Source organism: Microbacterium hatanonis (genome assembly GCF_008017415.1).
GTDB lineage: Bacteria > Actinomycetota > Actinomycetes > Actinomycetales > Microbacteriaceae > Microbacterium > Microbacterium hatanonis.
Map to the genome: position 1 here is coordinate 1,314,074 of NZ_VRSV01000002.1, position 17,079 is coordinate 1,331,152.

Annotated in this window: 12 protein-coding genes; 7 read left to right on the forward strand and 5 right to left on the reverse strand. The window is 72.0% G+C overall.

The window, feature by feature from the left end; translation table 11 throughout:
* Positions 1 to 17 precede the first annotated feature (17 nt).
* On the reverse strand, positions 18 to 1,181 hold the full coding sequence (solA, locus tag FVP77_RS16285) for an N-methyl-L-tryptophan oxidase (protein WP_147895564.1): 1,164 nt from the start codon (positions 1,179 to 1,181) through the stop codon (positions 18 to 20).
* A gap of 138 nt (positions 1,182 to 1,319) precedes the next feature.
* Between solA and FVP77_RS16290 the strand changes: the two genes are divergently transcribed.
* The gene (locus FVP77_RS16290) at positions 1,320 to 2,711 is read left to right on the forward strand and encodes an IclR family transcriptional regulator domain-containing protein (protein WP_187266998.1); all 1,392 of its coding nucleotides are present in this window, start codon (positions 1,320 to 1,322) and stop codon (positions 2,709 to 2,711) included.
* A 93-nt stretch (positions 2,712 to 2,804) separates the two neighbouring features.
* Here FVP77_RS16290 and FVP77_RS16295 read toward each other — a convergent pair whose 3' ends face one another.
* Complete coding sequence (locus FVP77_RS16295; protein ID WP_147895723.1) at positions 2,805 to 3,692, reverse strand: LysR family transcriptional regulator; 888 nt, start codon at positions 3,690 to 3,692, stop codon at positions 2,805 to 2,807.
* 105 nt (positions 3,693 to 3,797) lie between these two features.
* Between FVP77_RS16295 and FVP77_RS16300 the strand changes: the two genes are divergently transcribed.
* From FVP77_RS16300 to FVP77_RS16310, 3 genes are read left to right on the forward strand one after another with little or no spacing between them, the layout of a single operon-like run.
* A complete protein-coding gene (locus FVP77_RS16300; RefSeq protein ID WP_147895566.1) occupies positions 3,798 to 7,247 on the forward strand; it encodes a bifunctional proline dehydrogenase/L-glutamate gamma-semialdehyde dehydrogenase in 3,450 nt (1,149 codons plus the stop codon).
* Positions 7,244 to 7,891, forward strand: coding sequence for an FMN-binding negative transcriptional regulator (locus FVP77_RS16305; protein WP_147895567.1), 648 nt, complete (start codon positions 7,244 to 7,246; stop codon positions 7,889 to 7,891). Before FVP77_RS16300 ends, FVP77_RS16305 begins: the two co-directional genes overlap by 4 nt.
* Positions 7,888 to 9,357, forward strand: coding sequence for an amidohydrolase (locus FVP77_RS16310; RefSeq protein WP_147895568.1), 1,470 nt, complete (start codon positions 7,888 to 7,890; stop codon positions 9,355 to 9,357). Before FVP77_RS16305 ends, FVP77_RS16310 begins: the two co-directional genes overlap by 4 nt.
* Positions 9,358 to 9,472: 115 nt before the next feature.
* Here the strand turns inward: FVP77_RS16310 and FVP77_RS16315 are convergent, their stop codons facing one another.
* The 3 genes from FVP77_RS16315 to FVP77_RS16325 all read right to left on the reverse strand — a co-directional run bounded on the left by FVP77_RS16315 (position 9,473) and on the right by FVP77_RS16325 (position 12,698).
* Complete coding sequence (locus tag FVP77_RS16315; RefSeq protein ID WP_222707751.1) at positions 9,473 to 10,414, reverse strand: PDR/VanB family oxidoreductase; 942 nt, start codon at positions 10,412 to 10,414, stop codon at positions 9,473 to 9,475.
* Entirely contained in the window at positions 10,415 to 11,041 is a 627-nt protein-coding gene (locus tag FVP77_RS16320; protein ID WP_147895569.1) for an MSMEG_1061 family FMN-dependent PPOX-type flavoprotein, read from the reverse strand.
* Positions 11,042 to 11,216: 175 nt separating this feature from the next.
* The gene (locus tag FVP77_RS16325) at positions 11,217 to 12,698 is read right to left on the reverse strand and encodes a PucR family transcriptional regulator (RefSeq protein ID WP_147895570.1); all 1,482 of its coding nucleotides are present in this window, start codon (positions 12,696 to 12,698) and stop codon (positions 11,217 to 11,219) included.
* Between the two features lie 73 nt (positions 12,699 to 12,771).
* Between FVP77_RS16325 and FVP77_RS16330 the strand changes: the two genes are divergently transcribed.
* Genes FVP77_RS16330 through FVP77_RS16340 form a run of 3 tightly spaced genes read left to right on the forward strand, consistent with a single transcriptional unit; the run spans position 12,772 to position 17,077 of the window.
* Positions 12,772 to 13,878 (forward strand): S-methyl thiohydantoin desulfurase family protein, encoded by a 1,107-nt coding sequence (locus tag FVP77_RS16330; RefSeq protein WP_147895571.1) that lies wholly within the window; start codon positions 12,772 to 12,774, stop codon positions 13,876 to 13,878.
* Entirely contained in the window at positions 13,875 to 15,455 is a 1,581-nt protein-coding gene (locus FVP77_RS16335) for a hydantoinase/oxoprolinase N-terminal domain-containing protein (protein ID WP_147895572.1), read from the forward strand. Before FVP77_RS16330 ends, FVP77_RS16335 begins: the two co-directional genes overlap by 4 nt.
* Positions 15,456 to 15,496: 41 nt before the next feature.
* Positions 15,497 to 17,077, forward strand: coding sequence for an ABC transporter substrate-binding protein (locus tag FVP77_RS16340; protein WP_147895573.1), 1,581 nt, complete (start codon positions 15,497 to 15,499; stop codon positions 17,075 to 17,077).
* Positions 17,078 to 17,079: the final 2 nt, after the last annotated feature.

Below are 17,079 nucleotides of genomic sequence, written 5' to 3' on the forward strand. Positions count from 1 at the left end.
CGGTCTCAGTCTCGCGGTCAGTCGACCAGCACGGGGCGGTGGTCGATGCCGCCGGTGGGATTCGCCGCCGACCCCACGCCGAAGGTCGAGATGTCTTCGGTGGTCTCGCCGTCGACGGCGAGCTCGGCGAGGATGCGTCCGATGGTCGGAGTGAACTTGAAGGCGTGGCCGGCGCCGAGCGCGACGATGATGTCGGGATGCTGCGGCACCGGCCCGATCACGAAGTTGCGGTCGGGCGTGATCGCGTATTGGCAGGTGACCGTGCGGAGCGCCTCGCCGCTGCCGGGGATCGTCCTCCCCATGAACGAGGTGAGCTCGTCGAGGAGCTCCGGCGACGGGACGAACGTGCGCTCGTCGGGCGTCATGAGGTTGTCGGAGCGGTCGCGCGCGGCCTTGATGCTCGGCTCGCCGTAGGTGGGGAACCCGTAGAAGCAGAGCTCGTCCTCCCAGATCCACACCGGGAAGTTCGCGCGGTCGAAGGCCGCGGGGTCGCCGGGGGAGAAGTACGTCACCTGCTCCTGCATCGTGATGAGCGGGATCTCGGCGCCGAGAGGCCCCAGAAGGGTGTTCGTCCACGCGTCGGCGGCGAGCACCACCTTGCCGGCGTGCACGTCGCCGCTCTCGGTGTGCACGACCACCCCGGTCTCGTCGGGAGTGAGACGCAGCACCGGGGTGCGGTCGCGGATCACCGCGCCCTGCGCTCGCGCGTGCATCTGCAGCGCGGCGACCGACCGCGACGCGTGCACGATGCCCGAGTCGGGGGTATAGATCGTCTCGACGTCGTCGGGCAGCGCGAACTGCGGCCATCGCTCGTGCACCTCGTCGGGCGAGAGCAGCTCGTACGGCACCCCGACCTCGCCGAGGCTCGCCACGAAGTCGGATGCGGCGAACGGGCCGTTTCGGGGGATGAACACGAGCCCGCCGGTGATCGTCGTCACCCGCTCGCCCGAGACCTGCTCGAACTCGGCCCAGTCGCGATACGACGACTGCGCCAGGCGCACGTACGGCGGTGCGCCGTAGGAGGTGCGGATGATCCGGGAGGTGTCGTGCGAGGCGCCCCGCACGTGCCCGAGCTCGAACTGCTCGAACGCGACGGTTCTCGCACCCTTCCGCGTGAGGTGGTAGGCGGCGGCGCTGCCGAGTGCGCCCATGCCGACGACGGCGACGTCGAATTGCTCCATGTTTTCCAGCTCTTTCCTGCGGGGAGGCGGGTGAGCCCATTATTCGAAGGGCGTGGGTCGGCGCTGTTACCCTGCTCGCCAAGCGCAACTCTCAGACTCCGGGTTTGAGCATTCTGCGCAGGCGAGATGGAGAACGACATGACCGCACGGGTCGCGCTGGGGCTGCGCGTGATCGATCTCGTCGGCTCGCGCCTCGATCCGACCGCCCCGGTCGCGGTGGGGACGATCGCCCGTGAACTGGCCGTCCCTCTCAGCACGGCCTCGCGGCTGTGCGCCGAACTGGCAGGCCTCGAGATGCTCGCGCCCGGCGAGGGCTACGGCACATACCGGCTGGGTCGCGGTGCGATCCGCCTCTCCGGTCGGGCCGCCGCGCCGTCGGCCCCCGCCGTCCGATACGCCCTCACTCGCATCGCTCAGGAGACGGGAGAGACCGCGTTCCTCGCCGCACCCGCGCCACGCGGAGTCCGCGTCGTCAGCGTGGTCGAGTCGCCCTGGACGCTGCACGCACCCGCCGAGGTCGGCGAGTGGGCGGCTGGCCGCAGCGCGATCGTGCAGGCCTCGGAGCGCGGCGTGCAGACGACCGGAGCGCAGACCATCGAGACGACCGCGGGGAAAGTCGTCGAGGTCGCGGCCCCCGTTTTCGGGCCGTCGGGCGATTGCGTGGCGGTGCTGGCGGTGCGGATGCCGGTCTACCGCGCCAAGCGCGGTGCGCGACAGGCTGCCGCGGCCATCGTCACGGCCCGCCGCATCGTCGAGAAGGCGCTCGCCGCCGCACCGGTTCGACAGACGCCCGCCCCGGCGAGCACGCCCGCCGATGGGGCGTCCGCACTGGCGGCGGCGCTCAGCATCCTGTTCCACCTCGCCGACGGAGCCGATGCGCTCGTGGGCACCGCCCGCGCGGTGGGTCTGCGCGCCGACCGCACGCGCCGACTGCTGGAGTCGTGCGTGCGATCGGGACTCGTCATCGAAGATCCCGACGGCGGGTACCGCGTCTCCTGGGTGGTGCACGGCTGGTACCGCGCGGCCGCACCGCGCACGCTCGTCGACGAGGGGGCGCCGTTCGTGGCCAGAGCGGCTCATGAGACGGGGGCCTGCGCGTTCCTCACGATCCTCAAAGGCATGAGGAGCTTCACGCTCGTCGAGGAGCTCGCGGTGCTCGGAGAGGGCCTGCGGATGCGGGAATGGCTGGGCAGACCGCATCCGATCGTCGGATCAGACGGCGGGCCGACGCTCGTGATGGATCTCCGCGCCGAGGAGCTCGCCGAGATCTTCCCGTCGCGGCACACGCCTCAGGAGCTCGACGGGTTCCTCGAGCGGGTGGCGCGGGTCGTCCGCGACGGCGTGCTCTCGATCGGGTCGATCGAGGAGGTCGGCATCACGTCGGTCTCGGCCCCCGTGCGCGATGCGAGCGGCACAGTCGCCGCGGCCGCCTGCATCGTCGGCGCGACCGAGTCGGTGACCCCGCGCCTGCCGGAGTTCGAGCGCGCGGCGCGCGAGCTGGCCGCCCGGGTGTCGGCGCTGCTGGTGTGACCGGCGGAGGAGATCTCACGGGGGGAGGAGCATGCGGGTGCCGGGCGTCCTCCACCCGTGAGGTCTCCTCCGCTCGTTGCCGGCGGGGGCGGTCTACGCCGCGATCTCGTCGAACGCCTGCTGCAGAGCGGTCTGCACGGCGCGCAGAGCGGGGCGGCGCGACGCCCCCCGTCGCACGGCGGTGAAGACGTCGCGGCGCGGAGTGCCGGGCAGGTCGAACAGGCGCACCGGTGGCTCGTCGCCGGCGAAGACGAGGTCGGGGACCATCCCGACGGCGAGCCCCGACGCCACGAGGCGCACATGCGCCGTGAGGTCGGTGAGTTCGTAGGGCACGTCGGGGTCGAAGCCCGCGGCCCGGCACTGCTGCGTCGCCCACTGGCGGGCGGCGGTGCCGACGGGCTCCATCACCCAGGGGCGGTCGCGGAGCGCCGCGAGGTCGGTCTCGCGCTCGTCGGGGCCCAGGGCGAGACGGATGCTGTCGAGGCCGAGCAACGTGCGTTCGAGCCCCTCGCGGTGCTCGCGCGTATGGCCCGGGTACTGCTCGGCGACGACGAGGTCGAATCCGCGCGCGGCGAGTTCGAACAGTCCCTCCTCGGGAGGCAGCTCGGTCACCTCGAGCCGCAGCCCCGGCGCGCTCTCGTCGAGGAGGGCGAGCACCCGCGGGATGAGCCCGTGCACGGCCGACTGCATCGCGGCGATCCGCACGGGGGCGAGCGAGGGGCGCATCCGCTCGAGCTCGCTGCGCACCTCCTCGTCGGCGGCGAGCATACGCGCGGCGTGAGCGGCGAGGGCCTCGCCCTGGGCGGTGAGCCGCACGCGTCGCCCGTCGGGCTCGAGCAGGGCGACGCCCGCCTCGCGCTCGAGTTGGGCGAGCTGCTGCGAGATCGTCGACGGGCTGTAGGCGAGGGCCTCGGCGACGGCGGCGAGCGTGCCCCGCACCGAGAGCTCGTGCAGCAGCCGCAATCGTCGGAGGTCGAACACGAAGCATCCATTCATCGATGAAGCCGAACAGTACTCATCGTAAGCGGTCGCTTTTCTCGATGGGTCTCGACGCCGCAGACTGAGCGCATCCACGGAAGGACTCCCATGACTCCGCGCACCGCCTCCGCCGTCGCTCCCGCCGACGTGCGGCCCGCCGACCTCGCCGACGACGCCATCGCGCTCGTCCGGCAATGGCTCGAGCAGAGCCGCGCCGAGCCCGTCGATGCATCGGCCGAGCGTCTCGCCGGGGTGCTCCGCGACCCGCGCGGCCTTGACTTCACCGTCGGCTTCGTCGACGGGGTGGTGCGGCCCGAAGACACCCGCGTGGCCGCCCGCAACCTGGCCGCGCTGACCCCGCTCATCCCGTCGTTCCTGCCGCTGCCGCTCAGGGCCGCGATCCGTCTGGGAGCGTTCGCCGCGCCGATCGCGCCGGCGATCGTGGTGCCCGCCGCCCGCGCGGCGCTGCGGGCGATGGTGCGTCACCTCATCGTCGACGCGACCGACCGCAAGCTCGGCCCCGCGATCGAGAGGATCCGCGGCGGGGAGGGCGTGCGACTGAACGTCAACCTGCTGGGCGAGGCGATCCTCGGCAAGAAGGAGGCCGCTCGGCGCCTCGCCGGTACGCGCAAGCTCCTGATGCGCAGCGACGTCGACTACGTCTCGATCAAGGTCTCCTCGACCGTCGCCCCGCACACGCCGTGGGCGTTCGAGGAGGCGGTGGCGGATGCTGCGGCCGCGCTCCGTCCGCTCTACCGGGTCGCCCGTCAGGGGCGGAAGTTCCTGAACCTCGACATGGAGGAGTACAAAGACCTCGACCTCACCCTCGCGGTGTTCATGCGCATCCTCGACGAGCCCGAGTTCCGCGACCTCGAAGCCGGCATCGTGCTGCAGGCCTATCTGCCCGATGCGCTCGCCGCGATGATGCGCCTGCAGGAATGGGCCGCGGCCCGCGTCGCCGACGGAGGTGCCCCGATCAAGGTGCGCGTCGTCAAGGGCGCGAACCTGCCGATGGAGCGCGTCGACGCCGACATCCACGACTGGCCGCTGGCGACGTGGGAGTCGAAGCAGGCGACGGATGCGTCGTACAAGGCCGTACTCGACTACGCGCTGCGCCCCGAGCACACCGCGCACGTGCGGATCGGCGTCGCCGGCCACAACCTCTTCGACATCGCCCTCGCGTGGCTGCTCGCCGAGCGACGGGGAGTGACGTCGGGGATCGACGTGGAGATGCTGCTGGGCATGGCCACGGCCCAGGCCGCCGTCGTGCGACGCACGGTCGGGTCGATCCTGCTCTACACCCCGGTGGTGCACCCGCAGGAGTTCGATGTCGCGATCGCCTACCTGATCCGCCGCCTCGAGGAGGGGGCGTCGGCGGAGAACTTCATGTCGGCGGTGTTCGATCTCGACACCGACGCGGGGCTGTTCGCCCGCGAGCGCGACCGCTTCCTCGCCTCTCTCGCCGCCATGCCGACCGAGGTGCCCGCCGCGCACCGGGTGCAGGACCGCACGGTCGAGCCCGCCGCCTCGCCCGTGGTCGGGTTCGAGAACACGCCCGACTCCGACCCGGCGATCGCGGCGAACCGCGACTGGGCGGGCAGCATCCTCTCGCGCATGGAGCGCTCCGCCCTCGGGGTCGAGACGGCCGAGACCCACGTGCTGGCCGACGAGGCCGCCGTCGACGCGGCCGTCGCGGCCGCCGTGGCCGCGGGAGAAGCCTGGCGCGCGCTCGGCGCTGCCGGGCGCGCGGTGATCCTGCATCGCGCCGGCGACATCCTCGAGCGTCGCCGCGGCGACCTCATCGAGGTCATGGGTTCGGAGTGCGGCAAGGTCGTCGAGCAGAGCGACCCGGAGGTGTCGGAGGCGATCGATTTCGCGCACTACTACGCCGAGCAGGGGCGCCGCCTCGACGACGTCGACGGCGCGACGTTCACCCCCGCCCGCCTCACGATCGTCACCCCGCCGTGGAACTTCCCGGTCGCGATCCCGGCGGGCTCCACGCTCGCGGCGCTCGCCGCCGGCAGCCCCGTCATCATCAAGCCCGCCCGGCAGGCGCGTCGCTCGGGCGCGGTCATGGTCGAAGCGCTGTGGGAGGCGGGCGTTCCCCGCGAGGTGCTCACCTACGTGCAGCTCGACGGGCGCGCACTCGGCGAGCGGCTCGTCGCGCACCCGTCCGTCGAGCGCGTCGTCCTGACCGGTTCGTACGAGACCGCGCAGCTGTTCCGCTCGTTCCGTGCCGACCTGCCGCTCCTCGCCGAGACCAGCGGCAAGAACGCCGTGATCGTGACGCCCAGCGCCGACCTCGATCTCGCAGCGAAAGACGTCGCGTTCTCGGCGTTCGGACACGCGGGGCAGAAGTGCTCCGCCGCATCCCTCGTCATCCTCGTCGGCTCGGTGGGCTCCTCCGACCGCTTCCGCGGGCAGCTCGTCGACGCCGTCACCTCGCTCGAGGTCGGCCTGCCGTGGCAGGCGGCCACCCGCGTCGGGCCCCTCATCGGACCCGCTGACGGCAAGCTGCTGCGGGCGCTCACGACCCTCGAGCCCGGGCAGCACTGGCTCGTCGAGCCGCAGAAGCTCGACGCCGACGGGGCGCTGTGGCGGCCCGGCATCCGCGACGGCGTGCGCGCGGGCTCGGAGTTCCACCTCACCGAGTACTTCGGCCCCGTACTCGGCGTGATGACCGCAGCGACCCTCGACGAGGCGATCGACCTCGTCAACGCCATCGACTACGGCCTGACCTCCGGTCTGCATTCGCTCGACGACGGAGAGATCCAGACCTGGATGCGGCGCGTCGAGGCCGGCAACGCCTACATCAACCGCGGCACCACGGGCGCCATCGTGCAGCGCCAGCCCTTCGGCGGCTGGAAGAAGTCGGTCGTCGGCGCGGGCACCAAGGCCGGCGGACCGAACTACCTCACGGGCTTCGGCACGTGGGCGGATGCGGCGCCCGCGGCCGTTCGCACGCGACCCGACACGTTCGCGTCCGCCGCTCTCGCGGCCGTCCCGGCCGACGACCGGCCCTGGCTCTCCGCCGCCCTCGCGAGCGATGCGGCGGCATGGAACGACGAGTTCGGGGTCGCCCGCGACGCCTCGGGCCTGGAGTCGGAGCAGAACGTCTTCCGCTACGCGCCCGTGCCGGTGACGGTGCGGGTCGAGAGCGCGCCCGACGTCGCCCTCGTTCGGGCGGTCGCGGCCGGCGTGCGTGCCGGTGCCGAGATCGCCGTCAGCTCCGCCGAAGCCCTGACCCCCGCCGTGCGGGCGTGGCTCGAGGGCTCGGGGGTGTCCGCCCGCGTCGACGACGCCGCATCCTGGACCCGCCGCGCCGCAGCCCTCGCCCGTTCGGGCGGACGCGTGCGGCTGCTCGGCGGATCGGCCGCCGACTTCGCGGAGGCCGTCGGCGGTTCGCCCGCGGTGGCGCTGTACGACAACCCGGTCGTCACGGCCGGGCGCATCGAGATGCTGCCCTTCCTCCGCGAACAGGCCGTGTCGATCACCGCGCACCGGTTCGGAACCCCGCGCCGCTACCCGGTTCCGGCGGCCGCCGGCGGCGTCCGATGAGGCACACGCCCGACTACGCCGTCGGCGATGCGGAGTGGGTGAAGACCCTCGTCCGCGAGAACCCGTGGGCGTCGATCGTGTCGTACGTGCCGGGGAAGGGGCTCGTCGCCTCCCACTATCCCGTCCTGCTCGAGGAGGACGCGGAGGGCATCGTGCTCGTCAGCCACGTCGGTCGCCCCGACGAGCGTCTGCACGAGCTCGGTCAGCACGAGCTGCTCGTCATGGTCTCCGGACCGCAGGGGTACGTCTCGCCGGGGTGGTACGACGTATCGCCGGCCGTGCCGACCTGGAACTTCGCGGTCGTGCACGCGTACGGCACCCCTGAGCTGCTCAGCGACGAGGAGAACCTCGCCGTCCTCGGCCGCATGGTCGAACACCTCGAGGGTCCGCTGCCCGAGCCCTTCCTCATGACGGCGACCCTTGAGAACGACGGTTACGCGCGGCGGATCGTCGGCGGCACGGTCGGGTTCCGCATGAAGGTCGATCGCTTCGAGGCCAAGGAGAAGATGAGCCAGGACAAGCCGCAGGCCGTCGTCGATCGCGTGCTCGACCGCTTGCGCGAACCGGGTCCGTACGAGAACCGGGCTCTCGCCGACAGGATGGAGCGGGTGCACCACCCCCGCCGAGGAACGGAGAACGCATGACCGCCCCCGACCTGCTGCTGCGCGGCGCCCGAACCTACGACGGCGGTGCTCCGCTCGACGTCCGCCTGTCCGGAGGGCTCGTCGACGCGATCGCGCCGTCGGGCATGCTCGACGCCGACGGTGCCGAGACGGTCGAGCTCGAGGGCCGGTACATCGGGCCCGGACTCTGGGACGCGCACGTGCACTTCACGCAGTGGGTGATCCAGCAGCGCCGGGTCGATCTCGCCGGAACGAGGAGCGCGGCGGACGCGGTCGCCGTCGTGCGCGAGGCGCTCACGAACGGATTCCCGTCCACCGACGGCGTGCTCTTCGGCTACGGCTATCGCGACGGCCTGTGGGGCGAACCGGTGACACGGGCCGCGCTCGACGTGTTCGCGCAGCCGGTCGTGCTCATCAACGGCGACCTGCACAGCGCGTGGATGAACTCCGCGGGAGCGGCACGGCTCGGCCTCCACCCCGACGCGACCGGTGTCGTGAGCGAGGGGGAGTGGATCGGCACGCTGCAGCGCTTCCACGCCGAGGCCGCGCTCCCCGTGGGCGACTACCGCACCGCCGCAGCCGCGGCCGCCGCCCGCGGCGTCGTGGGCGTCGTCGAGTACGAGAACGTGCTCAACATCGACGAATGGGCCGAGCGTGTCGCCGCCGGGGTCGACAGCCTGAGGGTGGATGCGGCGGTCTGGCCCGACGAGCTCGACACCGCGCTGGCGCGAGGACTGCGCACCGGCGACCCCGTCGAACCGACCGGACTCGTCACGATGGGGCGGCTGAAGGTCGTCGTCGACGGGTCGCTCAACACCCGCACCGCCTACTGCTGGGATCCGTATCCGGGTCTCGACGCGCATTCCGCGCACGGCTGCGGCGTGAGCAGCATCCCCGTCTCCGAGCTGCGCGACCTGCTCGTCCGTGCACGCGCAGGTGGCATCGAGGCCGCCGTGCACGCCATCGGCGACCGTGCCAACACCGAGGTGCTCGATACCTTCGAAGAACTCGGGATGAGGGGGATCATCGAGCACGCGCAGCTCGTGCGCAGCGACGACTTCGCGCGGTTCGCCCGTCTCGGCCTCATCGCCAGCGTGCAGCCCGAGCACGCCATGGACGATCGCGACGTCGCCGACCGCTACTGGGCCGGTCGCACCGACCGCGCCTTCGCCTTCGGGTCGCTGCACGCGGCCGGGGTGGCGCTGCGGCTCGGATCGGACGCACCCGTCGCTCCGCTCGATCCGTGGCACGCGATCGCCTCGGGCGTCTCGCGCAGCCGCGGCGACCGCGCGGCGTGGCACCCCGAGCAGTCGCTGCCGCTCGACGTCGCGCTCGGCGCGAGCACGCGGCATCCGCTCGCCGTCGGCGCCCCGGCCGACGTCATGATCACCGACGCCGACCCGTACGCGCTCGACCGTGACGCCCTCCGCGGCATGCCGGTCTCGGCCACGCTGCTGGCAGGTCGCTTCACCCACCGCGCGCTCTAGCGCGTGCCGCCGGGCCGTTCGGCGAGCTCGGGGACCGGCGGGGCGGTGAGCGACCCGCAGGACCCGGGCGCCGCGAGGCCCGGGCGCTGGGCCCGTCGATGCGTCCACCGCCGGGTCAGACGTCGAGGGTGAGCGCGGGGGTCAGCGAGCGCGAGACGCAGGAGTAGACCACCGAGGTGCCCTCGGTGCCGAGCGAATCGCGGTGCTCGGGTACTCCGTCGAGCACCGGCAGGGCGCACGAACCGCACACGCCGCGCAGGCACGATCCGGGCGCCTCGACGCCGGCTCCTCGAAGGGCCTGCAGCATCGTCCACTCCGCGGGCACCGCGACCTCGCGTCCGCTGCGGGCGGCCCTCACCGTGAACGCCTCGTTCGGGCGGAACTCCCGCTTCGCCGGCTCGAACCGCTCCAGGTGCAGGCGCGATCCCTCGGGCAACGCCTCGCGCAGCCCGGTCAGCGCATCGGCGAAGCGCTGGGGTCCGCAGGCGTAGACGTCGGTGCCGGATGCTGCCGAGCCGAGCACCTCGCGGAGGTCGACCCTGCCCTCGGTGCCGCTGAGGTGCACGCGCACCCTGTCGCCGAACGCGGCGAGCTCTTCGGTGAACGCGACGTCTTCCGCGCGGCGGCTCAGATACAGCATCCGCCACGGCGCCCCGACGGCGTCGAGGTGCCGGGCCATCGCGAGGATGGGCGTGATGCCGATCCCGGCGGCCAGCAGCAGGTACCCGGGAGCCTGGCCGAGCGGGAAGAGGTTGCGCGGCGGGCGCACGTACACGCGGCGTCCGACCTGGAGGTGCCGGTGGATGTAATGCGATCCGCCGCGCGACAGCGGCTCGTCCAGCACGGCGATGCGGTAGCCGCGCGTGTCGGCCGGATCGCCGCAGAGGGAGTACTGGCGCTCCTGACGCGTGACGAGCTGCACGTCGACGTGCGCGCCCGGCTCCCATGGCGGCAGCACGTCGCCGTCGGGGCGGGCCAGGCGGATGCTGACGATGGACGGCGTCTGCCGGACGATCTCGCTCACGACGAGCGGCATCATGTCGCTGCGGTCACGCATTCAGTACAGCACCCGGTTGCCCTCGACGACCGCGCGGTCGATCGCGTCTCCGACCTCGGCATCGAGCCCCGACATACTGGCCCAGATCGCGCCCGACGTCGGCACCTCGTCGGCGAGGTCCTGCATGTCGGCATCCCAGATGCCGCCGCGCAGGAGCGCCCGCCCGCAGTGCAGGTACACCTCCTCGGTCTTCACGACGATCGCGAGCTCGGGCACCGAGTGGTCCTGCTCCAGCATCTGCAGCAGACCCGGGTCGTCGGTGATGAACGCGGTTCCGTTGATGCGCAGCGTCTCGCTCATGCCGGGCACGAAGCACAGCATGCCGACGTGCGGGTTCTCGAGCATGTTGCGGAACGAGTCGACCAGCCGATTGCCGAGCCGGTCGGGGACCACGAGCGTCCGAGCGTCGAGTGCGCGCACGAATCCGGGGTAATCGCCCCTCGGCGAGCAGTCGCAATTGCCCTGGGCGTCGGAGGTCGACAGGCAGAAGAACGGCGAATGCGCGAGGAAGCGCAGGCAGTTGTCGTCGAGATGATCGAGGATCTTGTCGACGGCGGCCTGGCTCGGTTCCCCGAGTTTGGCGCGGATGCCGTCGAGGTCGACCCGCGCGAATTCCGTCGAGAGCATCCTTCGACGATAGGCGAACCGCCCCGGGAAGCAACGTGCCCCGGGCACAGCGTTTCCCTTCGAGATGTGCTTCGAACACAACTCCTGCAATCCATCCGTCAGGTAGCACGACACGCCGCGGGTCGCCGGTCCGCGGGGCGCCGTGCAGGAGTCGTGCCCGCGCGGCGGAGCGCGGTCAGCGGCTCCCGCCGAGGAGGCGCACGCGGCAGGCGAGTTCGACCGAGAAGCGGATGTCGGGGTCGTCGAGGTCGAGCTGCAGCACCTCGCGGATGCGTTTGAGCCGATACCCGACGGCGTTCGGGTGGAGGTTCAGCTCGCGCCCGGCGCTCGCGAGCGAATTGCGGTGGGCGAGGTACGCGAGGAGGGTGCGCACCGAGGTCGTCGCCCGTTCGGCCCCGAGCGCGTCGAGCGGCGCGAGCACGTCGTGCAACAGGCTCCGGCTGATCGGCGAGGCGTAGAAGTCGAGCAGCACGCGCTGCAGGCCGGTGACGTCGGTGAGCTCCACTCCGCCCGGGCGGCCCGAGGCGACGGCGGAGTCGGCGGCGATACGCGCCTCCGCAGCCGACTGCCGCAGCCCGATCGCCCCGAGCTGCGGCGTGCCGAGGCCGAGCGTGTACGCCCACCCCGGGCCTGCGAGCCGCCGCGCCTGCTGCTGGAGCCGGATGCCGACCTCCCGCAGCCGCCGTTGGTGATCGCCCGCGCCGTGCTCCTCGGTGCTGACGAGCAGCATGTCGTCCTGGATGAAGGCGACGTGCCACATCTCGTCGCGCCCCTCGACGAGCTGCAGCGCGAAGAGCTCCAGCGCGGGCTCGACCCCGCGCGGCGGCCGCGCGTCGGGGTCACCCAGCGCGGTCGGCTTGAGCCAGCCCGCGACGTGCGAGAGCTGCAGCGGGAAGCCGAGCCGCGCGGCCTGCCCGACGAACGCCTCGACCCTCGACGACTCCGCGAGCACGAGCTCGACCAGCAGGTCGGCGCGGGACTGGGTCGGGGCGTAGCGGTCGCGCATCTGGCGCTGCATCGCGCGGGAGAGGAGCGACGCGACGACCGGGCGCGCGACGTCGGCCGCCGCATCGGTCCGGTGCGCGACGAGCCGGCCGATCGGCACCTCTCCGACGCAGACGGCGTCGTTGTCGCTCCAGAGCACCGTCGGGTCGTCTTCGAGCGACAGCGGCACGCCGAGCGCGCGGCCGGCGGCCTCGAGGATGTCGTCGACCGAGCCGTCGGCTCCGGCGGCTGCGGCCGTCGCCTGCTCGATCGCGTAGGCGGCCCGCGTCATGGCCTCCGAGGCGCCGCCCGACAGGAGCCGGTCGATCGCGACGGCGAGGTCGGAGGGCTTCGCGTGCGGGGCGGCCAGCACCGGCACGCGCCCGCGCTCGGCGAGCGCCACCGCGGTCTCGGCCAGGGCGAGGTCGGTGGTGAAGACGAGGCCGGCGAGCCCCCGTGCGCTCGCCCGGCGGAGGGCGACGTCGAGGCGGTAGGGGGCGGGGTTCTCCTCGCCGGGGATGATCGCCAGCGTGCCCGCCGCGAGAGCGTCGAGAGTGTCGAGGGTCGCGATGTCGACGAACTCGATGTCGGTGCCGCTCGGGGGTCCCGCGGCGAGGTCGAGTCCCAAACGCTCGCGCTCGGCGAGGAGATCTCGTACGGAGAACTGTGCCATGGGCACAAGTGTGCCGGATTCTCTAGGGGTTGGGCACATTGTCGGCCACCGGAACCGTGCCTACTGTCGGTACATGGTCCACGCCCCTACCGATGCCCCGACGCGCGAACGGCTCACCTCCGTCGCCGCCGCAGACGTCGCTCCGCTCGCCGCCGGTTGTGCCATCTTCGGCACCGGTGGCGGTGGCGCGGTCTACACCTCGCAGCTGGCGACAGAGCAGGCGCTGGAGGCCTCCGGTCCCGTCGAACTGGTGACCGTCGACGACCTCGACGCCGACGACGCGGTCATCATCATGTCGGGCATCGGCGCTCCCACGGTCGGCATCGAGATGCTCTCGTCGGCCAGCCAGATCGAGGCGCTGCTCGCGGGTGCCGAGGCCGCCGCCGGTCGCCGGATCACGACGCTGATGGCCGCCGAGATCGGTGGCAGCAACGGCGTGAGCCCCGTCGGCTGGGCCGCACGCCTCGGACTGAAGCTCCTCGACGCCGACGGCATGGGCCGTGCGTTCCCGGAGGCGACGATGATCGCGATGAACGTCGCCGGGGTCGCGTGCGACTTCGCCGTCATGGCCGACGTGGTCGGCAACGTCGTCACGATGAAGACCGTCGACCTCGCCTGGCTCGAGCGCCACGCCCGCGCCGTCACGGTCGCCAGCGGCGGCCTGTGCCTCGGAGCGCACTACCCGCTGACGGCCGAGACCGCGCGCGGCGCCGTGATCGAGGGCACCGTGAGCGCCGCCGTGCGCGTCGGCCACGCGCTGCTCTCGTCATCGGAGCCCGTGCGCGCCGTCGCCGACGAACTCGACGCATCCGTTCTCATCTCGGGCAAGGTCATCGACGTCGCTCGGCGCACCGAGGGCGGCTTCGTGCGCGGGTCGGTCACCATCGCCGGGGTCGGCTCCGACCGGGGGCGCCTCCAGCGCATCGAGCTGCAGAACGAGAACCTCATCGTGCTCGAGGACGGCGAGGTGCTCGCCACGGTGCCCGACCTCGTCACGATCGTCGACTCCGAGACCGGCCACGCGATCTCGACCGAGATGCTGCGCTTCGGCCAGCGGGTGTCGGTGCTCGCCTGGGCGTGCGATCCGCTGTGGCGGACCGTCCGCGGACTCGAGCTCGCCGGCCCGCAGGCCTTCGGCTACGACCTGCCCTACGTGCCGTTCGAGGGAGCACAGCGATGAACGACCCCCGCACCCTGTCGATCGGCGTTGACGTCGGCGGAACCAACACCGACGCGGTCGTGCTCGACGAGCTCGGCACCGTGATCGCCTCGACCAAGCAGCCCACGACCCCCGACGTCACCGGCGGCATCCGCGCGAGCATCGCCCACGTGCTGGGGCAGATCGGCGACGACCGTTCCCGGGTCTCGCGCGTCATGCTCGGCACGACCCACGCGACGAACGCCATCGTCAGCCGGCGCGAGCTCGGACGGGTGGCGATGGTGCGCCTCGGCGCCCCGGCCGCGACCGAGTACCCGCCGCTGAGCGGGTGGCCGGCCGATCTCACCGCGACCGCTCTCGCCGGAACGGCCATGCTCGGTGGCGGTCACATGGTCGACGGCACCCCGATCTCGACGCTCGACCGCGACGGCATCCTCCGTTTCCTCGACGGACTGGACGGGTTCGACGCCGTGGCGGTGGCGGGCATCTTCAGCCCGTCGTTCCCCGAGCAGGAGCTCGAGGTCGCCGCTCTCATTCGCTCGCACTTCGGCCCCGACGCGCAGGTGTTCCTGAGCCAGGACATCGGTCCCATCGGCCTGCTCGAGCGCGAGAACGCCACGGCGCTCAACGCGGCGCTCTACGGCGTGGCACGATCGGTCACGCGCGCCCTGCTCACGGTCGTCGACGAAGAGGGCCTCGACGCCGTCACCTACTTCGCGCAGAACGACGGCACGCTCATGTCGCTCGACTACGCGGCCCAGTACCCGGTGCTCACGATCGGATCGGGGCCTGCGAACTCCATCCGGGGCGCCGCCTATCTCTCCGGCGTCGACGATGCGATCGTCGTCGACGTCGGAGGCACCACCTCCGACCTCGGGGTGCTCGTGAACGGGTTCCCCCGCGAATCGACCCTTCCGCGCGAGATCGGCGGGGTGCGCACGAACTTCCGCATGCCCGACATCCTGAGTCTCGGCGTCGGCGGCGGCACGATCGTCGACCCCGCGACGGGCCGCGTGGGCCCCGGCTCCGTCGGCTACCGCATCGAGAGGGAGGCGCTGCTGTTCGGCGGAACCGTCCCGACGCTGACGGATGCTGCGGCCCTCGCCGGCGCGTCGGTCGACGGCCGGTCGCTCCCGAGCCTGCCGGCCGCCACCCGCACGGCGCTGCGGTCGGCTCTGGGGCGCGCGCACGAGCGTCTCGAGGAAGCCGTCGAGCGCCTCTCTCTCGGGCGCCTCGACCTGCCGCTCGTCGTCGTCGGCGGGGGAGCGTTCCTCGTGCCCGACGACCTCCCCGGCGCCGGCCCGGTCATCCGCCCGAACCACGGCGGCGTGGCCAATGCCGTGGGTGCGGCGATCTCCCTCGCCGGCGGACGCGCCGACCAGATGAGCGACATCGAAGACCGGGATGCGGCGATCGAGGCCGCCTCGAAGGCGGCGATCGCGAAGGCCATCCAGGCCGGCGCCGATCCGCTGCAGGTCGCGGTCGTCGACGTGCTCGAGACCCCGGTCTCGTACACCACCCGTCCCACCGTCAAGGTCTCGGTGAAAGCCGCCGGTCCTCTCGCGCACCTCGGTGCGTTCGCCCCCGCCGCGACCTGACAGCACCACCCGCAACCGCACCAGCAACCCGAGGAGTAATCATGCACAGACGCAGCACCATCCCGGCGTTACTCGCCGGTGGAGTCATCCTCGCGATGACCGTCACGGCCTGTTCCGGTTCGTCGAGCGAAGATCCCGCCGTCGTCAGCGGTGGCACGTTCGTCCAGGCCATCAGCGCCGACCCGGGCGACCTGAACCCGATGCAGGCGATCGACTTCAGCACCTTCGAGGTCATCAACATGGCGTACGAAGCGCTTATCTACATCGACCCCGAGGGTGAACTCCAGCCCTGGCTCGCCGAGAGCTGGGAGTCGACCGGCAGCGAAGTCACCTTCACGCTCAAGGACGGCATCACCTGCGCCGACGGCTCGCCGTTCACCGCCGAGACGGCCGCCGCCAACATCGCTTACAACGTCGATGCCGAGAACGCCACCTTCTACTACGGCTCGCAGGTCACCGACGGCATGACCGCCGCCGCGGACGGCAACACCCTCACCGTCACCAGCGCGACCAACAACCCGTTCCTGGTCGAGAACATCGGCACCATCCTCATGGTCTGCGACAAGGGTCTGGCCGACATCCCGTCGCTCTCCGACAGCACCGACGGCACGGGCCTGTTCCCGCTGACCGCGTCGGAGCCCGGCACGACGTACTCGTTCACCAAGCGCGCCGACTACACCTGGGGCCCGGGCGACGTGTCCAGCGACACCGAGGGTCTTCCCGACGACGTCGAGCTGCGCGTGCTGAGCGATGAGAGCACGATGGCCAATCTCCTCCTGTCGAAGGAGGTCAACGCCGCGGTCATCACCGGCCCGGAGCGCAGCCGCCTCGACGGCTCCGGACTGGAGTACACCGGGGTGCGCAACCCCGTCGGCGAGATCATGTTCAACGAGCGCAGCGACCGCCCGACCTCCGACCCGCTCGTGCGCGAGGCGCTCGTGACGGCTCTCGACCGCGACGAGGTCGGACCGGTCATCGCCGGCGGCGAGGCACTCCCCTCGCAGTCGCTCGTCGTGCGCAACCCCCTCCTGTGCGTTCCGGACGAACCGTCGTGGACCCTCCCCGACACCTCGCTCGAGCGCGCGGGCGAACTGCTCGACGAAGCGGGCTGGACCCTCGGTTCCGACGGACTCCGCTCGAAGGACGGCCAGCCGCTCTCGGTGAAGTTCATCTACGACGCCCCCACGGCCACGCACGCCCCGGCGGCCGAGCTGGTCTCCGAGACGTGGCAGGAGCTCGGCGTCACCGTCGAGCTGTCGGCCAACGACGGCGCCGCATGGTCGGAGCAGCTGTACTCGACCTACGACTGGGACAGCGGATGGGTGCAGGTCGCCCCGGGCGGCCCCGCCGTGCTCTCGCTCTTCTTCGCCGGTGCCACACCCGACCAGGGCGGTCTGAACTTCGGATGGGTCGACAACCCGGAGTACAACGCGCTCGTCGCCGAGGCCGCGCAGGCCTCGCCGGAGGACGCGTGCGGTCTGTACCTCGAGGCCGAGGCGGAGCTGATCAACCGCTTCGACATCTTCCCGCTGGCCGACAACATCCTGCCGACCTACTACAATGGCGCGACGTTCGACCAGCCGAACTTCATCATGCCGACCACGATCCGGATGGTGGGCTGATC